27 protein-coding genes are annotated in these 22,452 nt (G+C 67.0%); 12 read left to right on the forward strand and 15 right to left on the reverse strand.

All coding sequences use genetic code 11. The features are described from left to right. Nucleotides 1–46: 46 nt before the first annotated feature. Both KOI47_RS27040 and KOI47_RS27045 read right to left on the reverse strand, forming a co-directional pair. A complete protein-coding gene (locus tag KOI47_RS27040) occupies nucleotides 47–238 on the reverse strand; it encodes a hypothetical protein (RefSeq protein ID WP_216209164.1) in 192 nt (63 codons plus the stop codon). Continuing rightward, complete coding sequence (locus KOI47_RS27045) at nucleotides 238–510, reverse strand: hypothetical protein (protein ID WP_232376276.1); 273 nt, start codon at nucleotides 508–510, stop codon at nucleotides 238–240. Before KOI47_RS27045 ends, KOI47_RS27040 begins: the two co-directional genes overlap by 1 nt. A gap of 121 nt (nucleotides 511–631) precedes the next feature. On the opposite strand from KOI47_RS27045, the gene KOI47_RS27050 reads away from it, so the two are divergent. After that, nucleotides 632–1,414 carry a GntR family transcriptional regulator gene (locus KOI47_RS27050; RefSeq protein WP_216209168.1) on the forward strand — a complete coding sequence of 261 codons (783 nt, stop codon included), beginning with the start codon at nucleotides 632–634 and terminating at the stop codon, nucleotides 1,412–1,414. 22 nt (nucleotides 1,415–1,436) lie between these two features. Here KOI47_RS27050 and KOI47_RS35925 read toward each other — a convergent pair whose 3' ends face one another. The 3 genes from KOI47_RS35925 to KOI47_RS27060 all read right to left on the reverse strand — a co-directional run bounded on the left by KOI47_RS35925 (nucleotide 1,437) and on the right by KOI47_RS27060 (nucleotide 3,556). Beyond that, nucleotides 1,437–1,577, reverse strand: a complete 141-nt coding sequence (locus KOI47_RS35925) for a hypothetical protein (RefSeq protein ID WP_232376277.1) — start codon at nucleotides 1,575–1,577, stop codon at nucleotides 1,437–1,439. Next, nucleotides 1,574–1,708 carry a hypothetical protein gene (locus KOI47_RS36190; RefSeq protein ID WP_269756659.1) on the reverse strand — a complete coding sequence of 45 codons (135 nt, stop codon included), beginning with the start codon at nucleotides 1,706–1,708 and terminating at the stop codon, nucleotides 1,574–1,576. The genes KOI47_RS35925 and KOI47_RS36190 overlap by 4 nt, the downstream gene beginning before the upstream one ends. An 801-nt stretch (nucleotides 1,709–2,509) precedes the next feature. Then, nucleotides 2,510–3,556 (reverse strand): fatty acid desaturase family protein, encoded by a 1,047-nt coding sequence (locus KOI47_RS27060; protein WP_216209170.1) that lies wholly within the window; start codon nucleotides 3,554–3,556, stop codon nucleotides 2,510–2,512. 567 nt (nucleotides 3,557–4,123) lie between these two features. On the opposite strand from KOI47_RS27060, the gene KOI47_RS27065 reads away from it, so the two are divergent. From KOI47_RS27065 to KOI47_RS27085, 5 genes are all read left to right on the forward strand, one after another. Next, entirely contained in the window at nucleotides 4,124–4,282 is a 159-nt protein-coding gene (locus tag KOI47_RS27065; protein ID WP_232376278.1) for an LPXTG cell wall anchor domain-containing protein, read from the forward strand. 264 nt (nucleotides 4,283–4,546) lie between these two features. Continuing rightward, nucleotides 4,547–5,047: a DUF5994 family protein gene (locus KOI47_RS27070; protein ID WP_232376279.1), complete on the forward strand. Its 501-nt coding sequence runs from the start codon at nucleotides 4,547–4,549 to the stop codon at nucleotides 5,045–5,047. A 77-nt stretch (nucleotides 5,048–5,124) separates the two neighbouring features. Then, nucleotides 5,125–6,093, forward strand: coding sequence for an acyl-CoA desaturase (locus tag KOI47_RS27075; protein ID WP_216209176.1), 969 nt, complete (start codon nucleotides 5,125–5,127; stop codon nucleotides 6,091–6,093). A gap of 174 nt (nucleotides 6,094–6,267) precedes the next feature. Continuing rightward, nucleotides 6,268–6,486: a LapA family protein gene (locus tag KOI47_RS27080; RefSeq protein ID WP_216209179.1), complete on the forward strand. Its 219-nt coding sequence runs from the start codon at nucleotides 6,268–6,270 to the stop codon at nucleotides 6,484–6,486. Between the two features lie 473 nt (nucleotides 6,487–6,959). Next, entirely contained in the window at nucleotides 6,960–8,141 is a 1,182-nt protein-coding gene (locus KOI47_RS27085) for a TerC family protein (RefSeq protein WP_216209180.1), read from the forward strand. Between the two features lie 978 nt (nucleotides 8,142–9,119). On the opposite strand, the gene KOI47_RS36195 is transcribed toward KOI47_RS27085, so the two are convergent. From KOI47_RS36195 to KOI47_RS27100, 4 genes are all read right to left on the reverse strand, one after another. Then, nucleotides 9,120–9,242: a hypothetical protein gene (locus KOI47_RS36195; protein ID WP_269756660.1), complete on the reverse strand. Its 123-nt coding sequence runs from the start codon at nucleotides 9,240–9,242 to the stop codon at nucleotides 9,120–9,122. Between the two features lie 323 nt (nucleotides 9,243–9,565). Continuing rightward, nucleotides 9,566–10,588: a hypothetical protein gene (locus KOI47_RS27090; RefSeq protein WP_216209182.1), complete on the reverse strand. Its 1,023-nt coding sequence runs from the start codon at nucleotides 10,586–10,588 to the stop codon at nucleotides 9,566–9,568. Next, nucleotides 10,585–10,932, reverse strand: a complete 348-nt coding sequence (locus tag KOI47_RS27095; protein ID WP_332461426.1) for a PadR family transcriptional regulator — start codon at nucleotides 10,930–10,932, stop codon at nucleotides 10,585–10,587. The genes KOI47_RS27090 and KOI47_RS27095 overlap by 4 nt, the downstream gene beginning before the upstream one ends. A 644-nt stretch (nucleotides 10,933–11,576) precedes the next feature. Then, nucleotides 11,577–11,837: a site-specific integrase gene (locus tag KOI47_RS27100; protein ID WP_216209184.1), complete on the reverse strand. Its 261-nt coding sequence runs from the start codon at nucleotides 11,835–11,837 to the stop codon at nucleotides 11,577–11,579. Between the two features lie 332 nt (nucleotides 11,838–12,169). On the opposite strand from KOI47_RS27100, the gene KOI47_RS27105 reads away from it, so the two are divergent. The 5 genes from KOI47_RS27105 to KOI47_RS27125 all read left to right on the forward strand — a co-directional run bounded on the left by KOI47_RS27105 (nucleotide 12,170) and on the right by KOI47_RS27125 (nucleotide 16,190). Further along, nucleotides 12,170–12,370: a cold-shock protein gene (locus tag KOI47_RS27105; protein WP_216209186.1), complete on the forward strand. Its 201-nt coding sequence runs from the start codon at nucleotides 12,170–12,172 to the stop codon at nucleotides 12,368–12,370. Between the two features lie 24 nt (nucleotides 12,371–12,394). Beyond that, nucleotides 12,395–12,619 carry a cold-shock protein gene (locus KOI47_RS27110; RefSeq protein ID WP_216209188.1) on the forward strand — a complete coding sequence of 75 codons (225 nt, stop codon included), beginning with the start codon at nucleotides 12,395–12,397 and terminating at the stop codon, nucleotides 12,617–12,619. 1,005 nt (nucleotides 12,620–13,624) lie between these two features. Beyond that, a complete protein-coding gene (locus KOI47_RS27115; RefSeq protein ID WP_216206273.1) occupies nucleotides 13,625–14,839 on the forward strand; it encodes an IS110 family RNA-guided transposase in 1,215 nt (404 codons plus the stop codon). 101 nt (nucleotides 14,840–14,940) lie between these two features. Next, the gene (locus KOI47_RS27120; protein ID WP_232376280.1) at nucleotides 14,941–15,360 is read left to right on the forward strand and encodes a helix-turn-helix domain-containing protein; all 420 of its coding nucleotides are present in this window, start codon (nucleotides 14,941–14,943) and stop codon (nucleotides 15,358–15,360) included. Further along, nucleotides 15,357–16,190, forward strand: a complete 834-nt coding sequence (locus tag KOI47_RS27125) for an alpha/beta fold hydrolase (RefSeq protein ID WP_216209189.1) — start codon at nucleotides 15,357–15,359, stop codon at nucleotides 16,188–16,190. Before KOI47_RS27120 ends, KOI47_RS27125 begins: the two co-directional genes overlap by 4 nt. On the opposite strand, the gene KOI47_RS27130 is transcribed toward KOI47_RS27125, so the two are convergent. After that, nucleotides 16,147–17,100: a TIGR03620 family F420-dependent LLM class oxidoreductase gene (locus KOI47_RS27130; RefSeq protein ID WP_232376281.1), complete on the reverse strand. Its 954-nt coding sequence runs from the start codon at nucleotides 17,098–17,100 to the stop codon at nucleotides 16,147–16,149. The two genes, KOI47_RS27125 and KOI47_RS27130, sit on opposite strands and share 44 nt — an antisense overlap. Before the next feature lie 82 nt (nucleotides 17,101–17,182). On the opposite strand from KOI47_RS27130, the gene KOI47_RS27135 reads away from it, so the two are divergent. Next, nucleotides 17,183–17,797 carry a TetR/AcrR family transcriptional regulator gene (locus KOI47_RS27135; protein ID WP_269756662.1) on the forward strand — a complete coding sequence of 205 codons (615 nt, stop codon included), beginning with the start codon at nucleotides 17,183–17,185 and terminating at the stop codon, nucleotides 17,795–17,797. On the opposite strand, the gene KOI47_RS27140 is transcribed toward KOI47_RS27135, so the two are convergent. The 5 genes from KOI47_RS27140 to KOI47_RS27160 form a co-directional block, all read right to left on the reverse strand. Further along, a complete protein-coding gene (locus KOI47_RS27140) occupies nucleotides 17,766–18,434 on the reverse strand; it encodes a glycerophosphodiester phosphodiesterase (RefSeq protein ID WP_216209193.1) in 669 nt (222 codons plus the stop codon). The genes KOI47_RS27135 and KOI47_RS27140 overlap by 32 nt on opposite strands. A gap of 19 nt (nucleotides 18,435–18,453) precedes the next feature. Beyond that, entirely contained in the window at nucleotides 18,454–19,446 is a 993-nt protein-coding gene (locus tag KOI47_RS27145) for a hypothetical protein (RefSeq protein ID WP_216209195.1), read from the reverse strand. A 98-nt stretch (nucleotides 19,447–19,544) separates the two neighbouring features. Continuing rightward, the gene (locus KOI47_RS27150) at nucleotides 19,545–19,742 is read right to left on the reverse strand and encodes a hypothetical protein (protein WP_216209196.1); all 198 of its coding nucleotides are present in this window, start codon (nucleotides 19,740–19,742) and stop codon (nucleotides 19,545–19,547) included. Nucleotides 19,743–19,757: 15 nt separating this feature from the next. Continuing rightward, a complete protein-coding gene (gene rox / locus KOI47_RS27155; protein ID WP_216209198.1) occupies nucleotides 19,758–21,185 on the reverse strand; it encodes a rifampin monooxygenase in 1,428 nt (475 codons plus the stop codon). A 200-nt stretch (nucleotides 21,186–21,385) separates the two neighbouring features. Continuing rightward, nucleotides 21,386–22,336: a hypothetical protein gene (locus tag KOI47_RS27160; protein WP_216209200.1), complete on the reverse strand. Its 951-nt coding sequence runs from the start codon at nucleotides 22,334–22,336 to the stop codon at nucleotides 21,386–21,388. Between the last annotated feature and the right edge of the window lie 116 nt (nucleotides 22,337–22,452).

The following is a 22,452-nucleotide window of genomic DNA, read 5'->3' on the forward strand; positions in this document are numbered from 1 at the left end:
GAAGGGTCCGCCGAGCCAGGGTCAGAACCAGTGATCAGAAGGCGGGTCATCGGCGGCCGCCCTCCCGCTTGATGCGCTGGCAGGCCGGGCACTTCCGACCGGACCAGAACCCGAACGGATACCAGGTATCCGTCTCGTACTCGCCCGCCTCGGCCGTCCAGCCACACAGCGCGGTCACCCGGCCGTTCCACCACGACTTCTTCGCCTTGACGTGGATGACCTGCTCGTTCTTACCCATCACGCGGCCTCCCCATCCAGGTCGGCCACGTCCAACCGGGCAGGCAGCGACCGCAACACCGCCCGCTCGGCCCGGCGCGCCACCCGACGCGCCTGCCGCGGATCGGCGAAGTCATGCGACACCCGCACCGAGGCCACACGGTGCTCGGCCGCCAGCTCCCGATCCACCTCATCCAGCAGCGCGTCCACGTCTGCCTCGGTCAGCCCGTCCGGATACACCACCGCCGGACCGCCATCCCCATCCGCCAGGTCCCTGACCAGGCGACTCGTCATCCGTCCCGTACGCATTGACATCCCTTCGTCCATTGCCATCTAGGCTATCTAGATAGCTAGTACGATGGGACTGTACATAGGTAGCCTGGAGTTGTCTAGATAGCGTGGATAGGATGCGTCAATGCAGACGAAGCCGTGGGTCGAGATCGCCGATGAGCTCCGTGCCGAGATTCAGCGTGGGGGCTACGAGCCGGGCCAGCGGCTCCCATCCGGCTCTGACTTGATGTCCAGGTACGGCGTTGCGCGACAGACCGTCCAGAACGCGATCGACCAGCTCCGAGCCGAAGGATTGGTGCTGAGTGTGGCAGGACGCGGATGGTACGTACACGAGCGGAAGCCGATTGTTCGGCTCGCGCGGAACCGATTGACCAAGGCCGAACGAACCGCCGGACGGGGCGCGTTCATGTCGGACGCGGCTGTCGGCAACTGGAAACCTGCCGTCACAGTAAAGATCCGCAGGGAAGAAGCCACTACTGAGGTGGCCGAGTACCTAGAGCTAGGCTCCGGGCAACGTCAGGAGGTTGTGGTTCGGGACCGAGTCATGCGGGCCGACGGCGAGGTCGTACAGCTCGCCACGTCGTACCTGCCGACGGACATCGCGGCTGGTACGCAACTCGAAGAGACGGACACCGGACCAGGTGGCAGCTACGCACGCCTGGACGAACTGGGCTACGAGTTGACCCATTACACCGAGCTCGTTTCAGCAAGGTCACCACGGCCCAAGGAAGCCGATCTGCTCCAACTTCCTTACGGCTTCCCGGTAATCCAGGTGGTCCGAGTCGCGTACGCAGGCGACCGTCCTGTCGAAGTCAACTTCATCACTATGAGCAGCGAGCGATACAATCTCGTGTACCAAATCGATGCCGATCCGCCCGCCGAGTCAGGCAACTCCAGATCTACGTGATGGCGCGCCATCGTAGCGGGGTTCACCGGTCGAGTGCGCGGACAAGTAGGTCCTTGACCTCTGCCAGGTTGTCCTCGATCGAACGGACTCGGGTGTTCGTGTCGCCCTGCTGCTGGGCCAGAGTGCGAAGCTGTGCCGTCGTTTCGGCTTGCTGCTCGGTCAAGGTACGGAGCTGAACGGCGTGCTCGCGCTGATTCTCGCCCAGGGCGTTGACGGCCGCGGAACGGCCCGGTAGTCGGCACGCTCGGCCTCCAGCGCGGCTACGCGGGCCTCCAGCTCAGCCATGGTCGCCATGGGGCGATCGTACCGGCTGCGCGCCGTCACGCACGAGCGTTCCGGGTGGCAGTGACACCCTGGTCCTGTCGACGCTGTCACACCTGTCACTCTGTCACTCTATGCCGGTTGACCTGCGGAAATAGGTGTGACAGGAGAGTGACACCCACGGGGTGCTATCACTTCCCACTCTCTTTCTATGTCACACCAGTCACGGGCGGCTGGAACAGATAGGGGGACGCGCGTGGACAATGCGTGGACAATCCCCACCTGTTCCAGCCTCTCGCCGAGCATTTCCGCAGGTGAGCGCGCTTCTCCCGGGTGATGCGGCTGAGCCCTCCGGAGGCAGGTGTCGCAGGTTCGAGTCCTGCCGAGGGCGCAGTAGAGCCAGTATCCGAACCATTCGAGATTTTGCACGTCGAACGGCAACGGTGATCGGACCGTTACCTCGTCGCTCGGCGGTGTCGACAGCCACGTCGTACGCGGCTGGCTGCCCACCGGTGTCGAGCCAGTCGTGCTCGTTATTGCGCGCTCAGCGGCATGAGCGTGGGTTCACCGCAGGAGACAACGGACGATCCGCGCCTTGCCATGACCAGTGGGCGCTACCCTCCGCTACAGGTCATCGAGTCCGCCGATATCCCTCGCGCCGGATCTTCGCGTGAGTGGGTTCACGGACACTGGTAGGCCGCTGACCAGCAGGTTCAGGTTCGTATATTGCCTTGTTGGTGCGCAACTGCGCCGAATGATCTGGAAATCTGCGCGTTGACCTGTGAAAATACCGAGACTCTCCTGATCAGTGGGTCCGGCCACACCGCGGGTCGTCTAGGTGGCCTCGCAACCAGGACGGCGCAACGGCGCACTCGCGGCGTGCAGGTGCCGAAGGACATGCGCGTAGGAGCGCACCAGCCCGCACTGGCTGTAGGAGACGCCGTGCCGTGCGCAGAACTCGCGCACGAGTGGCTTGGCGCGGCGCAGGTTGGGACGCGGCATGTTGGGGAACAGGTGGTGCTCGATCTGATGGTTCAGCCCGCCGAGCAGGAAGTCCACCCATTTGCCGCCGCGGATGTTCCTGGCGGTCAGCACCTGCTTGCGCAGGTAGTCCGGCTTCTCGCCGCCCGACATTATCGGCATGCCCTTGTGGTTCGGCGCGAAGGAGCACCCCAGGTACACGCCCATCAACCCCTGGTGCACGACGATGAACAAGACCGCCTTCACCGGTGACAACACGTGGAAGACAGCCGTCAGGTAGCACCCGATGTGGCCGAGCAACAGGGCCGCTTCCAGCCTGCGGGACTTCACCTCGCGCCGCAGGAGTGCCTGCACGCTGCCGATACGCAACATGATCGCTTCAGCGAGGAGCAACGGGAAGAACAGGGCCGCCTGGTGCTTGGTGATCCACCGGAACAGCCCACGTTTCGTCTCGGACTGTCCCCGGCTGAAGGCGATCGCGGTGATTTCGAGATCGGGGTCCTCGTCCTCATGGTTCGGGTTGGCGTGGTGCTGGTTGTGCTTGCCGACCCACCACCGGTAGCTGATCCCGGTGAGCGCGCCATGCACGTGCCCGACGAGGTCGTTACGCCTGCGGGACCGGAAGATCTGCTTGTGCCCCGCGTCGTGGCCCACGAACGCGAACTGGGTGAACATCACCGCGAAAAAGGCGGCGACGCCCAGTTGCCACCACGAGTCACCGAGGAGCACGAACGCCGCGACCCCGCCAGCGAACAGCACGGCGTTGACGGCGATCCGCGCGGCGTAGTAGCCGTATCGACGCCGCAGCAGCCCGGCCCGCTTGATCCATCGGGACAGCTCGGCGAAATCGCTGCCCCGTTTCTCTACCGGTGGTGCGGCGGATCCGGATGCGGTAGTCATCCCACAATACCCTCTTGGCCAGTAGTTTTTCTTCTCTGCCAGTGGAATTCCCGCAACGACGGCAGCAGAAACGTACTGCGTCGCCGGCGGTGCTCGAGCGCGGTGTTCAACTCTCGGGCCTGTCCACTAGGCGGGGGCCGCGTCGGCGTGGCCGCATGGTCGGCTCGCGAGCCGACCACTCCGCAGTCTCCAACAGCCTTCACCGTGACCGATGCGACTGAGTTCCACGCGTTTAAGGTTTGCGGCGTTTGGTAATCCTGGCGCCATCGTTCGACAGTGAGCGCGAGAGGTGAGAGTCGTGACCATGCAACCGGACCAGGAGGCCGATACCGTCGCGTCCGGGCACATTCCGTTCCCTCGGCCAGCCGACCCAGCGACGCTGCGGACCGCAGTGGATGAGCTGACTGTGGACGCACAGCTTCGAACGAGACGCCACCGGCGAGACCTACTCGGCCGACGTGGCACGTCAACTCCGCTGATCAGCGTGCGACCGCTGGTGTGGCGCTATTGGGACTCTGCTCGGGGATGGACGAATGGCCATCGCCACGGTATGCCTCGGAGGTCGCCGTGTTAATCTTGTTGATCGTTCTGCTCGTGCTCTGGCTCATCGTGGCGATCGTCGGGTTCGCCGTGGACGGGCTGATGTGGATCGCGATTGTGGGGATCGTGCTGTTCGTCGGCACGGCCGTGGTCGGGTTCGTCCGGCGAAGGCAACTCCGCCGTTAGCGGACGATCATCCGGCTCGATCTCGCGTGTTTGGCCCGCCAGCTCGGGCCAGGGCTGATCGCCGTCGCGCTCGGTATGAACCGGCCTTCACCGGGACCAGCAACCCACCGGAAGGCGTATGATTGATGGTGTCGAGAGCATTCCGTATGCGGGTGGCCAAGCCCGCGTCGTTCTCGGCGGCAGTCCGGCTGGCAGGTTCAGGCCGGAGGTAGGAGTACCGACGTGAGGTCGGTCCCGAGTACGTTGATCGCTACCGGTTCCGCGATGGCCGTTGTGCCGTCCCGAGCACGGTTGAAGTTGAAGCCACAGGTCGCTTCGAGTACTGGGTTTGTCGATGGTGCGTGGTGGCCTCGGTCGCGGAACCTGTGTGCCGAGTTGCCTGCGTTGCTGGCGGCGTTGGGGCCCCGGCTCGGCCGGGTCGAGCGGGTTACCTACAACCTGAGTGTCTGGGATCTGGCCGTGCGCAAGGCGCCGGTCGGCAACCAGGTGGTGCGGCTGGACGGGTTCTTCTCGCAAGCTCCCGATCTGGTGACGGTGGTCGGGGCAGGTGGTCGGCGCTTGACGTTGCTGGTTGTGCCGCCGGATACGGCGGGAGTGGCCGCGCACCGGGTGCTGATGACGGCGTCGACGCCGGATAACGTCGACGGTACCGATGTGCTGCTCGCCGCCCGCCCTGTCGCGGCCGGCGGCGACTCGGCCGATGAACCGGATATGGCCGCCGAGCGCTGGGAGGGTGACGGCGGCCGCATGTACGAACACGCCTAGCCGTCCCGGCCCCGCGCGTGCGGGCCGCTGTGGCTCGCACGGGGCGGCCCCCTCTGCGATCTGAAATGGCGATTGCCATGACCACAACTGATGTGACCACCCCGGCACCGCGGTTCCCCACGGGCCCGCAACCGTTGGTGTCGGGGCAGCATTCCCGGGGTGAGCTGGTGACGATCCGGCTGTTCCTGATCTTCCCGTTCCTCGCGCTGATCACGCTCGTGGTCCTGGTGTGGGGATGGGGGTTGAGCTGGCTGGACATCGGGCTGGCGGCCGGGTTCTACATGCTGACCACGCTCGGGGTGACCGTGGGCTATCACCGATACTTCACCCACGGCGCGTTCAAGGCGGTCCGGCCGCTGAGGGTTGCGCTGGCGGTCGTCGGCGGCCTCGCCGCCCAGGGCCCGGTCATCGGGTGGGTGGCCGATCACCGCCGCCATCATGCCTTCTCCGACCGGGAGGGCGACCCGCACTCGCCGTGGCTGTACGGAACCTCCCCGCTCGCGTTGGCCCGCGGGTTCTGGCACGCACACTTGGGGTGGCTGTTCGGCAGGGACAAAACCAACTACGCCCGATTCGCCCCGGACCTGCTCGCCGACCACGACATCCGGGTGGTGGACCGGCTCTTCCCGGCCTGGGTCGCGTGCAGCGTGCTGCTCCCCGCCGGGATCGGCGGACTGGTCACCCAGTCGTGGTGGGGCGCGATCACGGCGTTCTGCTGGGCCGGGCTGGCCCGGATTTCCCTGCAACACCACGTGACGTGGTCGGTGAACTCGATCTGCCACATGATCGGGTCCCGCCCGTTCGCCGGCCGCGACAAATCCGCCAACTTCTGGCCGCTGGCAATCTTGTCAATGGGTGAGTCCTGGCACAACTCCCACCACGCCGATCCCACCTGCGCCCGGCACGGCATGCAGCGCGGCCAGATCGACATCTCCGCCCGCACCATCTGGATCTTCGAAAGACTCGGCTGGGTCCACGACGTCCGCTGGGTACGCCCGCAACACCTCGCCCGCGCGAAAACGGCCCCACCCCAACCACCTGACTGAAAGCCGACGATCATGTCGCTGCTACACCGACCTCGTCCCACCTCCGAACCCGAAACCATCCCCACACCGCCGGACACCGATAACGCCCCTACCAACCCCGAAACAGCACCACGCACCGAGGTACCGCCACGGGCAGCCCGAGGCGTACCCCGGACTCGCGCGGGAGCAGCCTGGGTGGCCGTCGCCGCCGCAGGCCTGCTCACGGTCGCGCTGATCATCTTTCTCGCCCAGAACACGCGTAGCACGGAAATCTCGTTCCTGTGGATGACCGCGAGCACGCCACTGGCACTGGCCCTGCTGATCGCCGCGGTCGGCGCGACACTGCTCACCCTGGTCCTGGGCACCGCGCGGATCACCCAACTGCGCCGCCTGATCCGGAAACGTCGCAATTGACCCGCCCCGCGCCGCGACACTGATCGCCCCGGCGCCGTGTTCGTGGTGAACATGACGTCGGTCGCAGCCGTCGCGGCCACCATCGCAGCGGTAGGTCCAGGAGGACGGCCGCCCGTGCCGCCGGTTCCAGAACGATGCGCCAGAGCAGGCCCTGGCCGAACCTCCAGCGGCGACCATCTCGACCTGGCCGAGGGAATGGAGTGGGCGGGGAGATCGCCGTGCACATCCTCCCCAGTCCCTACCGTCGGATCCGCGCTCGCCGCCACACGTCCCCCGGGGCCGTTCAGGGTTGCGGCAGCGGTGGGCGCTACCTCGACCCAGAATGTCCAGGAAAGCGGCCTCCAGGGCGGCCAGCGAGCCCGTGACCCCGCCAACATCACCCACCCGAGAGGCTGTCCGGACTGCCAGAGGCCGCCGCGACCGCCACTATGAACGCGGTGACGATCCCACGAGGCTGAAGCGGGAGCCTACGCATGGCAGTGCCTGCCCTAACCTGGGGGCTGACCGTTGCGGCGATCATTGGCCTGCTCCTGTTCGACTTCTTCTTTCACGTGCGCAAGGCGCACACCCCCACCCTTCGGGAAGCCGCCCTCTGGTCCGCCATCTATGTGGGAATCGCCGTCGTGTTCGGCATCGGGGTATGGACGTTCGGCGGCAGCACGACGGGAACCGAGTACTTCGCCGGCTATGTGACAGAAAAGGCACTGTCGGTCGACAACCTCTTCGTGTTCCTCATCATCATGACCAGCTTCAAGGTCCCCCGCGCCGACCAGCAGAAGGTGCTGCTCTTCGGGATCGTCTTCTCACTGATCGCCCGGACCGGATTCATCCTGCTGGGCGCCACGCTCATCAACTCGTTTGCCTGGGTGTTCTACCTCTTCGGCCTGATCCTGCTCCTCACCGCCGGTAACCTGATCAAACCCGAAGCATCCGAGAACCATACCGCGGACAACCTCCCGATCCGCCTCGCGAAACGACTGTTCCACACCACGGCCAGCTACGACGGCGACAAACTGTTCACAACCCGCAACGGCACGCGAACCATGACCCCGATGCTGCTGGTCATGGTGGCCATCGGCGGAACCGATCTGCTCTTCGCCCTGGACTCCATCCCCGCCATCTTCGGCCTGACCCAGAACCTGTACCTCGTGTTCACGGCCACGGTCTTCTCCCTGCTCGGCCTGCGCCAGCTCTACTTCCTCATCGACGGATTGCTCGATCGCCTCGTCTACCTGACCTACGGCCTCGCGGTCATCCTGGGCTTTATCGGGGTGAAACTCATTCTGCACGCGCTACACGAGAACAACGTGCCGTTCATCAACGATGGTCAGCCGGTCAAGGTCATGGAGATCAGCACCGGCCTGTCGCTGAGCGTCATCCTCGGCGTCCTGATCGTCACCATCATCGCCTCGCTGGTCAGCCCCAAAGGCAAAGCCCAGAACGCGGCTTCCGCGGCCAAACGCCACGCGATCGCCTACCTCGACATCGAGACCGACCCCGCGCTACGCGAGAACATCTTCCACCGACTACTCGCTCAAGAAGAGCAAATCACGAGGCTCCCGGACAAATACCGAGCAAAAATCCGTCAACAAGACACACTGATGGCCCTGCTCAACCAGGCCCATACCGCGCGCGATTCCCCCACGACACGCTGACCAACCAACGCACCGTTCGAACAGTCCGCGAAAGAGCAGGGCCGCACATCAGGAGGCCGGCCTGGTCAGGAACAGTCGGGGCAACGGGATCACCGCTGGATCGGTGTCGGCCAACTCCCCTCCGGGATCAAGGCAAGTGCCGTCCTCGTCGAGGACCATCAGCCGCGGCAGCGCCACATCCAGCGCTGTCCGCGCAGTCCGTCCTCTCCGGTCTGGTCGTACAGTTCGCCGTGGCCGGGGTGTTCGCGTAGCGGTTAGCGACGTCGGGGTGCCCTGGGTGAAGTCGGCAAGCACGCCCGGCGGCGGTCACCGCTCGGCCCACAACGACGCTGGTGGCGGTTCTGACGCCGCCCTTCCTAACAGCGCAGACTGTCACACAGAGTCATCCTCATCGTTTCTCCGGGCGGGGCTGGCGGTATCCATCGCGCCGAACCTTGGCATGGGCGACCTTCACCGAGACCGGCAAGCCGCTGACCAGGAGGTTTAGGTTCGGATACTGGCTTGTTGGGTGCGCTCCAAGGATGGGAACGGGAGAGATTCCGGACATAGCATCCTCCTCGTTCTCATCATTACGTTTACGCTGGTCAAGCTGCTTGTTGCGGTTAAACGGCAAGAATGATGGCCTCGTGAGCGGCCTGACGTGCCGCTGGCACGGTCGGCCCGAGTAGCGTGATCTGGTTGGTGCTCTTGTTGTAATGCAGTTCGAGCCGGAGGACTTCGAAGAGCCGCCGTGCGACGTCTTCGGGTAGATCCTCGACCCGAACCCTCTCCCATGGGCAGGGCGTCGAGCAGGTCAGGTTTGGCCGCCTGCTGTTGGCCTTCCTCTTCATTTCGGCGAGTTGGGGCTTCGAGTCGATATTGTGGAACGGGCCCGCCCGCCTCGACCCGTTGGTCAAGACTGGCCACTTCCAAGCTGTATCTCTGACGATAGAGCGCTGCGTGGCACGTGGTGTCGGGTGAACGCCCCAGGGGTTGCATTCAAGTGTCGTGGGGTTTCTCGTCGAGTTCGGCGAGTGTGATGAGGCCGTCGTAGAGTGCTCGGATGACCAGTGCGCTCTTGGTGGTGGCGGCTCGGCCGACCTTGGCGTACTTGGTCCGCACTCGTTCGATGTAGGTGTCGACCGTTCACGCTGATGTTGAGTGTGCGGCTGACGGAGATCAACTACACGGCCGAGGCCTCGGCTTGTTTCTGCTGGCGCCGTTTCCGAGACAGCAACCGATGTGCGTACCCGACACAGCGACCCCCAACCGAGCGTGACCCCCGGTTGGGTGATGTCCACATCGACGGAACCGGAGGTGATTCGATTTCCCGATCGAAACGCAGTCTCAGCGGGCTGACCATCGCGGATGCGCCGACCCGGCTACTCACAACCAGCCACCGCACCACCGGACTGCTGGCGCGATGACCAGCCCACACGCTGCCGTTATGTATCCGGGGTCCGTTGGAGTGGCCTTCCGGACGCGGGCAGGTCACGCAGAACTCGGACCGCGACGACCCCGAGCGGTACCGTCACGGCCGATACCGCAGCGGCCTCCACGACGCAGGCGATGACCAGCGCGTCCGGCCATTCGACGTTCACTGAGAACCGGAGATAGTCCAGCAGCGTCAGAACGCGCACCCCGAGCACGGCGACGGCGAGCAGCGCGAGGGTCGCCGGCCAGGACGCGGTGCGCGGCCGCGATGCCAGGGCGGACACGGCCAGATACCCGGTCGCCGCGAAAAACACCGCCGCGCAGAGAATGGCCGGCTGGTCCACCAGTAGTCCAAAACTCTGAGCGAGCAGATATGCGGCCACGACCAAGACGGCACCGGCCGGTAGGGCGACGAGCCAGGGCCGGGGCTTCACCGGCGGGGCATTCCGGTGGAACGCGGCCAACGCCAGGACCGGCAGTACGTCCAGCGACAGCACGCCGAGTGCCGAGGCCAGGTACACGCTCCCGGCATCGGTCACCACCGAGCCGGTACTGACCAGGCCCGGCACCAGGGCCAGACCGGCGAGTATCCGCGCCGCACGCCGGCGCCCGGCGACCAACGCGAGGTATGCCGGCACCCACAGCAACGCGGCCAGTTGCCAGGCCACCGAGTCGATCCCGAACAGACCCGGTGACCGGGTCCAGGACCACAGCAATCCCCCTGCCCCGACCAGCGCCATCACGGCATGGGCCAGCAGACCCACCAGAGCCACCCGCCGCACCGTCTCACCCCACGTGAGGTAACGGGGTGGCGCGCCCGCTCCGCCGAGACGCAGCCGCACCGCGAGCGCCAGCACGCTGGCCACCTCCGGCCAGCTCGGGCGGCCGTAGTCGGCGGCGAACTCGGCCTCCTCGAGGTCGGAAGGCTGCGCGGTCAGCAGGAAGGTGGCCACCATGTCCTCCTCCCACTCCCGCCGGTAGAACGCCGGAAGCAGTCGCAGAACTCGCCGGTAGCGCCGCTCGAGCTGGTTCATGCCGTACCGCCAGCGCTCGCCGGTCGCCAGGCACCCAGCCGCGCCGAGGCGGCACGAGCGTTCGCCGCCTGCCGGGCGGCCTCGGCGGCGAGGGCATCCCGCCCTCGCTCGGTCAACCGGTAGTACCGGCGCAGCCGGCCGTTGGCGACCTCCTCCCGGTCCGGCTCGACCAGACCGTCGCCGGCCAGGCGGTCCAGCACCCCGTAGAGCGTGCCCACCCTGAGCCGCACCCTCCCCTCGGAGAGCTCGGCCACCTCGCCCACGATGCCGTAACCGTGGCGCGGGGTGTCCACCAACGCCGTGAGGACGAAGAACGCCTGCTCCGTCATCACCCGACCAGCCATGAACCGAATATATCGGAACACGATATATATCGCCAGCAGTTAGGTCCTCCCTAACCCGGTGCCTTCATGGGGGACTGTCCGTGATCTTGATGTGCGGGTTGCCCGGGAGTTGATCGAGAAGGCCCGTGCGGATGGCGTGTGGTCGGCCCGAACGGGCTGTTGCGGCAGGTGACAAAGACAGTGCTGGCATTCTCCAGCGCACACCGGATCAGCCACATTCAACAACAGCGTCACCACGCTCGCCGCCAACAGCAGGCGTCGTGCCGGCCGCAACATGTCCTCGCTGGCCCCAGCCAGGGCCAGGTGCCGCGTACCGACGAACCCAAGGAAGAATGTGAGCCCGATGACCAGCCCCATCGTGACCGTGACAAACCGAGCGGCTGTTTGCGAGTTGGCGTTCATGACCGGCTCCCACCCAAACCCGGAAGCTCGAAGCTCGCCTCGACTACCAACGTGCCGTTGAAAAGTTCCTGGTCAGTCCCGTTCCCATCCTTTGGTAGTCCCGCCGAGGGCGCTCCAACCAGACCGTCAAAAACGGGCCTCGACCAGCGGAAACGCCAGTCGGGACCCGTTCTCGTGTTACCTGGCTGCACCCGGCTATACCCGGCGCCATACGGGCGCCCGTGGACAATGCGTGGACACGCCTACCCGACGTGCCCGAGCGCGGCCTGTACCCGCTGCCGGGACACGACTTCCTGTCCGTACAGGCAGGCCGCGTAAATCTCCATCAGCACCGACAACGAGTGCCCGGCCCACTCCGCGACCGTGGCAGGGTCCACTCCCCCGCTCAGCCACGTGCTGACTGCGGCGTGCCGCAGGTCATAGGGCCGCCGCGCCAGCGGCGTCGAATGAGCTTCCTCGGCACTGCGGGTGGCGACGTCGGCGATGGCAATCGCGCTGGCCAAGGTCCGGATCCAGCGCACCGCGGGGTCCGGTTTCGCCTGTAGGCAGACCGGCGACGTCAGCCATCGGAACAATGACGGCACCCCGTTCCGCAACGGGCGAGCAGGTGACGTGCGACACGTCGCCGCGCCGTTGGGAACGAATCCGATGCCGGGCCGGTTGTACGGGGTGGTCGTAGAGTTTTGGGTTCGTGGTTCATCACGCTCGCGGAAACGATGTGGCGGGCACTTCCTTCTTTTCTTGCGGGACAAGCTGGAGAAAGTCGCAGTCTGACACCGGCCATGGGACCGCACAGTGCGGCACCCATATTCAGTCCCAAGTAAGGACATTAGGTATGACACAAGGAACCGTGAAGTGGTTCAACTCGGAGAAGGGCTTCGGCTTCCTCTCCCGCGAGGACGGCCCGGACGTCTTCGTGCACTACTCGGAGATCGACGGCTACGGCTTCCGCAGCCTGGACGAGAACCAGCACGTCGAGTTCGAGGTCACCCAGGGCGCCAAGGGCCCGCAGGCCACCGGCGTCCGCGTCGTCTGAGCCCGACGGCAGCAGAGGAACTCCATGGCATACGGAATAGTGACGTGGTTCGACGCGGGGCGGGGCTTCGGGTTCATCTCCCGTGCGGGCTTCGTCTCTCGTGACGAGGGTGGCGCGGATGTCTTCGTGCACCACTCCCAGGTCAGCGCCGACAGCCCTCGCCCCCTCGGCACTGGCGACCGGGTGAGGTTCAGCCTGCGACCGCACGCGCAAGGGCTGCGCGCCGCGGACGTCCACCCCGTTTACTGACACAGATCGTGCTCCGAGCAGCGGACACGCTGACGGAGACACCAAGAACCCGGTGCCCTTCAACCGTATCCCGGTTGGAGGGCACCGGCCTGTCCGAACAGGCGCATCCCTGCGATGGTTCAACGTTGCACTGCTCGCCGGTGGCGGGGTCTCGTTCATGCTGCTGGGCGACTCGTTGTGGCAGTAGCTCACTGCGGTGCTGTTGGCGGGGTGTTCACGCAGTTCGCGTTCAGCGATGAGCAGACCCGGGCCAAACGCGGCCTGCTGCAGTGGGTTACCCGGGTGCGGTGTTCCTCGTGCTCTCCCCGCTCAGGGCAGTCTTGTGCATCGGGGTGCACCAGGGACTGATGGGCGTGTACCTGGGATGCTCGTTCGCCCGCAACCACAAGGGCATGCCCATCCCGGGCAAGGACGAGCGCGTCTGGACTACCTGCGCAAGCAGGTACTCGCCTTCCGCCCCCTCCCCATCCTCGGCGGCCGGTGCGCAGACGACCTGCTGGCGGGTTGAACTACCAGATCGAGCACCACCTTTCCCCAGCACGCCGCGCCTCCTGCGCCCAGGTCCTGCGCCACCTGCATGCCGTCTGCGCGGCCTTCGCCGTCCCCACCGTCCGGTACGCCCGCAGGGCTGACCCGAGCGGAGCACCGCGCAAGGGTGACCGGTCCTCGACCTCGGCCCCGTGCCCGGTCGACGCCGGAACGCCGTGGGCAACAGGATTCGTGTCCTTCGCCGAACCACGTTCCATCTATGCGTTCGACATGCTGGTTCACCCCCCGTTACCGTTTTCGTGGCTCTTGATCAAGGGCCCTGGTCGCCAGGCCGGGCATGACTGAGTCCCCCAGTCGAAGGCATGATCCGGGGGGTGGTGTCACCCGGCTTGGTGGCACCGGTGGACCGCTGATAGAGACACGGCCGCCCGTGGGGTAGGTCTCGTCGTAACGTGGCTGCCGGCCGTTGGTGCTCGATCGGCGACCAGGACGGTGACGATACGAAAGACCTGGTGGATGGACAACACTTCGGCCGGCTACGGCGTGTTCCTCGGCTTGGACGTGGGCAAAGGCGAGCACCACGCCATCGGCCTCGACCCCACCGGCAAACGGCTGCACGACGCGCCACTGCCCAACAACGAGCCCAAGCTGCGGGAAGTCTTCGACCGTCTCGCCGAACACGGACGCCTGCTCGTAGTGGTCGACCAGCCCGCCACGATCGGCGCGCTGCCGGTCGCGGTCGCCCGTGCGTGCGGCCACCAGGTGGCCTACCTGCCCGGCCTGGCCATGCGCCGCATCGCCGACCTCTACCCCGGCAACGCCAAGACCGACGCCCGCGACGCCTACGTCATCGCCGACGCTGCCCGCACCCTGCCGCACACCCTGCGCCAAGTCGACGTCGGAGACGACACCCTCGCCGAACTCGACGTGCTGGTCGGCTACGACGATGACCTCACCGCAGAGGCGACCCGGCTGTCCAACCGCATCCGCGGCCTGCTCACCGGCATCCACCCCGCCCTCGAACGCGTCCTCGGCCCCCGCATCACGCATGCGGCGGTGCTGGAGATCCTGTCGCGCTGCGGCGGCCCGGCCGGCATCCGCCAGGCTGGGCGCCGCAAGCTCACCGCCATGGCGGCCAAGCACGCGCCGCGTATGGGCACCAAGCTGGTCGAGAACATCCTCACCGCACTGCAGGAGCAGACCGTGACCGTTCCCGGCACCACCGCGGCCGACACCGTTCTGCCCCGCCTGGCCGACAGCCTGAAAACCGTGCTGGCGCAACGGAAACAGGTCGCGTCCGAGGTGGAGGAGATCCTCGATGCGCACCCTCTTGCCGGGGTCCTGACATCGATGCCCGGCATCGGGGTCAGGACCGCCGCCCGCATCCTCCTCGAGATCGGCGACGCCTCCGCCTTCGCCAGCTCCGGCCACCTCGCCGCCTACGCCGGGATCGCACCGGTCACCCACCGCTCCGGCAGCTCGATCAAGGGCGAACACCCCGCCCGCACCGGCAACCGCAAACTCAAACGCGCCTTCTTCCTCGCCGCCTTCGCCGCCCTGTCCGACCCCACCAGCAGGGCCTACTACCAACGAAAACGCGACGAAGGCAAGAAACACAACGCCGCCCTCATCTGCCTCGCACGCCGCCGCTGCGACGTGCTCTACGCCATGCTCCGCAACCACACCTACTACCGGCATCCCCAACCGGACTCCACGCCCGCTGCGGCTTGACAACCACATAGAGACACCCCCCCACTCTGCGTACACTTCACACTCCAATGTTACCTAAAATTACCTATTGAACAGAACTACAGGGATGTTAAGGTAACGATGTGACCAGGCGGCTCTACTCGATGGAAGAGGTGGCCGAGCAGCTCGGACTGCACGTGCGTACCGTCCGCGGCTATGTCCGGGACGGGCGGCTGCGGGCCGTCCGCATCGGGAGGCAGTACCGAGTCGCGCGCGAGGATCTCGAAGCGTTCGTCGGCTCACCGGTGACGGATCCTCCCGAGACTCGACGGCACCGGCAGGTCGAAGTGTCGAGCATCGTCGAGATCGACGCGGTCAGCCCGGAACTCGCACATCGCGTCAGCACCCTGCTCACGGCGACGCGCACGCACCCGGCCGACCAGCCACTGCGAGTGGAGACGGCCTATGACGAAGGAAAGGCACGGATGAAGATCATCATTCTTGGCGGACTGGCCGACACCAGACAACTCCTCGAGTACCTGCAGGCGGTGCTCGAGTCATGATCTACAAGACCGAGGCAGGCGAGCGGGAGATCCTGCGCCGCTACGAGCAATCCCTTGCGAACTGGCCCATACCGGCCGAGCATCGCCGGGTGCCGACCCGTGAAGGTGACACGTTCGTCCTCGTCTGCGGCCCAGTCGACGCACCGCCCCTCGTGCTGTTCCACGGATCGGGTTCCAACGCGACGATATGGATGGGGGACGTCCCGGCGTGGGCCGAGCACTTCCGCGTCCACGCCATCGACATGATCGGCGAACCGGGATTTTCCGCACCCGCACGCCCGCCACTGCACTCCCCCGCCTACGCCCGGTGGCTGGACGACGTCCTGGAACAGCTCGGGCTCGACCGCGTCGCGATCACCGGAGCCTCGCTCGGCGGATGGCTGGCGCTGGACTACGCCACCCGGCGCCCGGACAGGATCGAGAAGCTCGCATTGCTGTGCCCTGGCGGCGTCGGACGCCAGAAAATCGGGTTCCTCTTCAAAGCCCTGCTGTACAAGCCGTTCGGGACATGGGGCACCCGCCGGTCGATCCAGGCGGTCGCGGGTGTCGACCCACGGGAGGAGCCGGAGATCGCCGAGTACCTCACGCTGATGTTCACGCACTTCCTACCTCGCCGAGACCGGCTACCCGTGTTCTCCGACGAAGCCCTGGGCAAACTGGCCATGCCGGTAATGGTGATCGTCGGCGGACGGGACGCGATGTTCGACTCGCACGACACGGCCAGGCGCATCAACCGCGCCGTGCCACACGCGAGCGTGACCGTGCTGCCCGAGGTGGCGCACTCCATCATCGGCCAGACCCAGCCGATCCTGAATTTCCTGCGAACCTAGTTGTGGTCAGCGGGGCCAGTGTGCGCCATTGGTCGACCGGCAGGTCGGTGCGGGTCGCCGGAAGCGCCTGCAGGCATACCTGGTTCGCACCCGCCGCGAGATGGGCGGCGACCCGCGCCAGGACCTGGTCCTCGCCGATCGCGACCAGCGATTCGACCAGGCGGTCGCTTCCGCCTTCGGCGAGGTCCGCTTCGTCGAAGCCGAGTCGTCGCAGGCTCGCCTGATAGGGCTTTCCGTTGAGATACGCCGAGACATGCTCCCGCGCGCGGGCCCGAGCGTCGGCGCTCCGGGCGCCGACGACCACCGCCTGCTCGACAACCAGGACCCGATCTGGCCCGAGGATGGAGCGCGCCTGCGCGGTGTGTTCCGGTGTCACCAGGTAGCTGAACGCCCCGGCGGCGTGGTCGCGCGCCAGGCCGAGCGCCTTCGGTCCGAGTGCCGCGAGCAGGCGCGGCACGGATCCTGGCTCGTGGCGCTCGATTCCGGCGAGCTCGAGGATCGGGTCGGGCGCGTCGAGTCGATCGAGGTGCTCGCGCAACGCTGACAACGGCCGTTCGTAACGGAGGCCGAGACCCCCTTCGACCACGGCGGCGTGCGAGGTACCAAGGCCGAGCACGAACCGGCCGCGGTGACTGTCGTCGAGCGCTCGTGTCATCGACCTGAGGTGGCGCGGATGGCGCCCCCAGATGACCGCGATCCCGGTACCCACGACCAGGGATCTGGTGGCGTTGAGCAGCGTGAATGACTCCATGAAGGGGTCGCGCAGCAGTCCTTCGCTCAGCCAGAGTGCGCCGTATCCGAGCGACTCGACCTCCGCGGCCGCCTCGGCGGACTCAGCCGGTGGCCGAAGGTCGAGGCCGCCTGCCCACAGTCCGACCGTGCCGATCGATGCCAAGGCCGAGTAGCTCACGGCAGTACCCCTTTCGCTAGAATCGGAGCGGTACTCCGATAATACGGAGTGACGCTCCGTTTGCAACCCTCTGGAGGTGCCGATGAGTGGTGCCGCGTCCGCGCCCCGAACGCCGCCCGCGCGATCAGATGCGCGTCGTAACCGAGAACGGCTGCTCGACGCCGCCCGTGCTCTGTTCAACGAGGTTGGCGTGGAACAGGCCTCGATGAACGATGTCGCTCGGCGGGCAGGCGTGGGGCCGGGCACGCTGTGGCGCCATTTCCCGAACCGGGACGCTCTGGTCGCCGCCGTTGTCGGGGACAGCCTCGATGGGCTGGTGCGGTTGGCGGACGAGTTGCTCGGTTCCTTGCCGCCGGGCGAGGCCCTCGCGCGATGGACAGCGGCTCTCGTTGGCCACATCACCCGCTATCGCGGCCTTGCCACGATGGTCATGCACGCGGCCGCAGAGGGGGACGGCCCGCTGGGGACGCACTGCCGGGAAGCCGAGCGGTCCGCGGCCGAGATGGTGGAACGGGCGCGGCAAGCCGGCCAGGTACGCAACGACCTGGCGGTGGCCGAGCTGATCCGGTTGGCCACCGCCGTTGCCGTGGCCGGCGAACCGGCAACAGGACCGATCCCGGCCGAGCGGCTGCTCACGCTCGTTTTCGACGGTTTGCGGGGATCAGTCAATCCCGCACGCGGTCGGGAAAGTCACTGACGATCCCGTCGACGCCGAGCGCGCGTGCCCGGTCGATCTCCCGGGGATCGTTCACCGTCCAGGTGAACACTTGGAGCCCGGCGTCCTGGATCGCGCGGACCTGCTCCGCTCGGATCGACTCGAATCCCAGCCCGGCGTACCCGGCGCCGCAGTCGGTCAGCAACCGGACCGGATCGACCGGGGCTCCTTCCCACAGCGCCAGCGTGGGGACATCGGGACGGAGCGCTTTCGCGTCCCGCAACGCGTCGTGCTGGAAGGACGCCAGCAGGTACTGGTCCGTATCGAGGGATTCGTCCAACACCTTCAGCGTGAGCTCCGTGACGGCCGGGGAAAGGATCTCCGCCATCAAGCGCACCGAAGTGCCACGCAGCACCTCGCAGAGTTCGCCGAGCAGTGGGATCGGCTCGCCGCCCACTGTCGTCGTGGTGAGGTCCGCGTAGTCGTGATCCCACACGTAGCCGGTGGCGCCGGTGACCCGGTCGAGCAGCTTGTCGTGAAAGACGACGAGTTGCCCGTCCCTGGTCGCCTGGATGTCCGCCTCCACGTAGTCGACGCCCAGATCGACGGCGGCGCGGAAGGATGCCAGGGTGTTCTCCGGGGCGTGCCCGGCGGCCCCGCGGTGTCCGATGATCAGCATGCGGCGTCCTCCGCGCTCGTCAGGCTCCGCACAGGACGGTTCCCCGATTCCAGTAGTACGCGAACCACGACCGGTACATGCGGAAGAGATGTGCCGTCATCTCGTCGGATTTCCGGTGACGCAGATAGTAGTAGGCGAACTCGCCGCCATGCAGCTTGCCATGGCTGAACTCGGTGAACCCGAGGTAGAGGTGGGAGTCCCCGATGAGGAAGCCGTGCACCGTGGGCGGGAGGTCGTAGGACCGGATCTCGATCGAGATGTTCCGCTGCTCCAGCAGTGTCTCGTTCTCGGCGATCTGGTTGTTCACCTTCTCCACGACCGCGGCCGCGGTTCCGGAGTGGATGGAGCTTCCGCCATCGATGATCGGGCCGATGAGTTCCGCGTCCGTGTCGACGAGCAGGCCCCGGTAGCTCAGGTTGCGGAAGTTCTTCCGGAAGATGAGGCGGTACAGCAGGAACGTCTGCACCACCTCGAGGTCGAGCCCCAGGTTGAGCATCTCGGTGCGCTCCTCGGGGTCGAGTTCGGTGGCGATGAGCCGTTGCAGGTGATCCACCACCTCCTGCACCCCGGCCAGGACTTCGCCGCCGGGCGGCCCACCGGACGATGCCTGCCACGGCGGACCGGCTTCCTGGACGAGGGTGGCCGCGACCTCGGCTGCGTGGCCGTTGTCGAGCAGCGTCCGCAGGGCCGTCTCGTTCCTCGTCGCGAGCGCGGCCTGGATGGGGGTGCGGCCGCCGATCGGGACGTCCGGGCGGATTCCCGCGCGCAGCAGGAGCACCACCGCGCGGTCGTCGCGATCGTCGATGCGCCGGACCAGCGAATCGTCCGACACTTCGATGCCAAGGCGGTTGAGCGCGGATCTGGCGCGGGCCTTCTTCGAGAAGATCCAGGCGATGCCGGTGATTCCGAACAACGCGAGCAGACCAACCACGATGGCGATCACATCGGTCCAGCTCCCGGGTTCGAGCGCGAATTGGACCGCGGCGTCGGGCAGGGTTGCGGGACGCGTCACGTCGACTCTCCCTGAGGTCCGGGGCAGCGGCCGATCATACGGCCGGCAGCGGCCCCGCGCCACGGTTTCCCGCGTTCACGGCAAGCATGGTGCGGGCTTCAGGTCAGGGCACGCAGCGCCGCCGCGTCCCGCGCGATGCAGGTGGCGAGGTCGGGTGGCTCGTCGGCCGAGACCCAGCGTCCGAACGCGACCTGGAAGACGGCCACCGCGCTGTGCGCGGCGAGGTCGGCAGTGGGCTCGGCTGGACCCCACCGGGCCCACCCTCTTCGCGGACATCGCGGCCGGGGCGTACGCACCACCGGAGTGAGTGCTCAGCTCGCGGCGACGCCGAACCACCGGGGCAGCTGGGCACGCAGGTCCCGCTGATCCGCACCGGCCCAGGCGACGTGGCCGTCCGGCCGCAGCAGCACGGCAGGCACGTCCAGTTCCTCGCTGACATCGACGATGTGGTCGACCCGGTCCGCCCACCCCGTGACCGAAAGCCGTCCGGTCTGGTCGAGCAGCAACCCGCGGGCGTCGTGCATCAGCCCGTACAGGCGCCCCCGTTTCAGCCCGACGTCCCGCATCCGCCTGCCGAGCAGGTCATGTCCCTCGCCGAGGTCGTAGCGGACCCCAAGCGCGGTGATCTTCTCGGTCAGGTACCGGTTGACCTCCTCGAAGTCCATCAGCTCCGCCACCAGCCTGCGCACCGCCTGCGGGCCCGGCTCGGTGGACAGCAGTTCGGCCTGCGCACGGGTGTTGTCCAGCACATCGGCGGCCACCGGGTGCCGTTCGGTGTGGTAGCTGTCCAGCAGGCCCTCCGGTGCCCAGCCGCCGACTTCGGCGGCCAGTTTCCAGCCCAGGTTGAACGCATCCTGGATGCCGAGGTTGAGCCCCTGCCCACCCATCGGCGGATGGATGTGTGCCGCGTCGCCCGCCAGCAGCACCCGGCCGACCCGGTAGCGCTCGGCCAGCCGGGTGGCGTCGCCGAAGCGGGACAGCCAGCGCGGTGCGTGCACGCCGAAGTCGGTGCCCGCGAACACCCGCAGTTGCCGCTTCACCTCCTCCAGGGTCGGCGAGGCCGAACGGTCCTGCGCCACCCCCTCGGCGGGCACCACCACGCGGTACACCCCATCGCCGATGGGCCCGAGGCCGAACCGCTTCTGGGTCCTGCGGACCTCGGCCACCACGTCGGCCACCGTCTCCGGTGGCACATCCACCTCCACCTCGCCCAGCAGGGTGTCGGCCTTGGCCTGCTCTCCGGGGAAACCGACGTCGAGCAGCTTGCGAACCGTGCTGCGGCCGCCGTCACAGCCGACGAGGTAACGCGAGCGCTCCCGGGTACCGTCGGCCAGCTCGGCGGTCACCCCCTGGTCGTCCTGACTCAGGCCGACCAGCTCGCAACCGCGCCGGATCTCGGTGCCGAGTTCGGCGGCGCGCTCGGCCAGCAGACGATCGGTGGTGGTCTGCGGGATACCCAGAACGTAGGGATGCGCGGTGTCCAACCGGTCCGGCGAAGGCTTGTCGATACCGGCGAAGAAGCCACCGACCGGGTACTGGCGGCCATGCGCGAGGAACCGCTCCAGCAAGCCACGCTGGTCCAGCACCTCGATACTGCGCACATGCAGGCCGAGCGCGCGGACGTACCCGGCCGGTTCCGGCTCCTTCTCCAGCACGAGCACCCGCACACCGTGCAGCCGCAGCTCGCAGGCCAGCATCAAACCGGTCGGTCCGCCGCCGGCAACGATCACGTCAAACATCAACCGCCCATTCACCGAGGTTTGTGTTCCGGCCAGTGGTTTCCCAGGCCCTGGCTTCGGCCGCAGATTCTGCGGCACAACCGCGGCCTTGCCGCAAGCCCCACGGTGCGCTATATATTGAAGGTGGCGGGGGTACGAATTCTTCCGGAGCATTCCGGTTACTCGTTGACCACGAATGGCTGCTCGAAGTCGGCGCAGGACTACGCCGATCGGCCGCTCTCCGATCCCCACCGCGCTCCGTATGCCAGATCCGGGATGAGCCCGCGAAATCGCAAGTGGACCTCACCTGCCCGGTCCACTGGACACAACCGCCCGTGCCACGCGGGATCGGAGGTGTCCCGCCTGCGCGCGCCGGAAAGCCGCCACACCCTTCGCGGCGGCGAATCCGGTCCGAACCGCATCCTCAGGTCGAACAGCTCGCACGGACCCGCTGGCACGCACACCAGGTACGGGGACATCGCCCGCGCGGTGGGCAACCGGAACCGCACCGCGAACTCATGGGACTCCCCTATGGCCAGTGGCCTCGGCAAGGTGAGCGCGAAACCACGCCCCTCGCCCGCCGCCGTGCCACCATCGACCAGGGTCCCGCCGTAGAACACCGCGGGCTCGAGCTCGTCCGGCCCGGCCGGAACCGAAGGCACGAGATCCAGCTCGCGCAGGCCATCCTGGACGGCAACGATCCGGTGCTGCTCCAGCACCTCTGGTTGCGCCCGGTCCAGCGCCGCGGCCACCCGTAGCTCGGCAGGCTGCCAGGTGCGGGCGTGATCGTCCTCCCGGTAGGCCGGTGCACCGGCGGCCAGTTCGGCGAGCTGGTCGATCGCCTCATCCACCCGCCTGCGTACCGTGCGCTGGTCGCGGCCCATTCGCATCGCGGCCCAGAGCACCCGGTCCCGGTACAGCGGTAACCGTGCCTCGGCGTTGATGGCGAAGGCCGCGAGCGTCGCAAGGCGCAGGTCCTCCGGCAACTGCTCGGCGAGTTCCGCAAGCCGGTTGGCCACCTTCTCCCGGATGCTCACCATGGTGTCGCCATCGGTCACCGCGCACACCGCGCGCAGGTTCGGGCCGATCCGCTCCGCCATCCGGCCCGCGAACATGCCGCGGCCCTTGCGCAGCGACTTCAGCTCGCGAACCAACTCGGCGCGCCCACTCATCGCCCGGCAGCCTGCGGCGTCCGGGTGGACCAAACGTGGACAGAACGTTGACTCCCGATACCCGGACGGCCGCTTGCGCGATGTGATTTACGGAAAGCAAGCTCTGCCAGGGGAGG

The sequence above is a fragment of the Amycolatopsis aidingensis genome, assembly GCF_018885265.1.
In the GTDB taxonomy this organism is placed as follows: Bacteria; Actinomycetota; Actinomycetes; order Mycobacteriales; family Pseudonocardiaceae; genus Amycolatopsis; species Amycolatopsis aidingensis.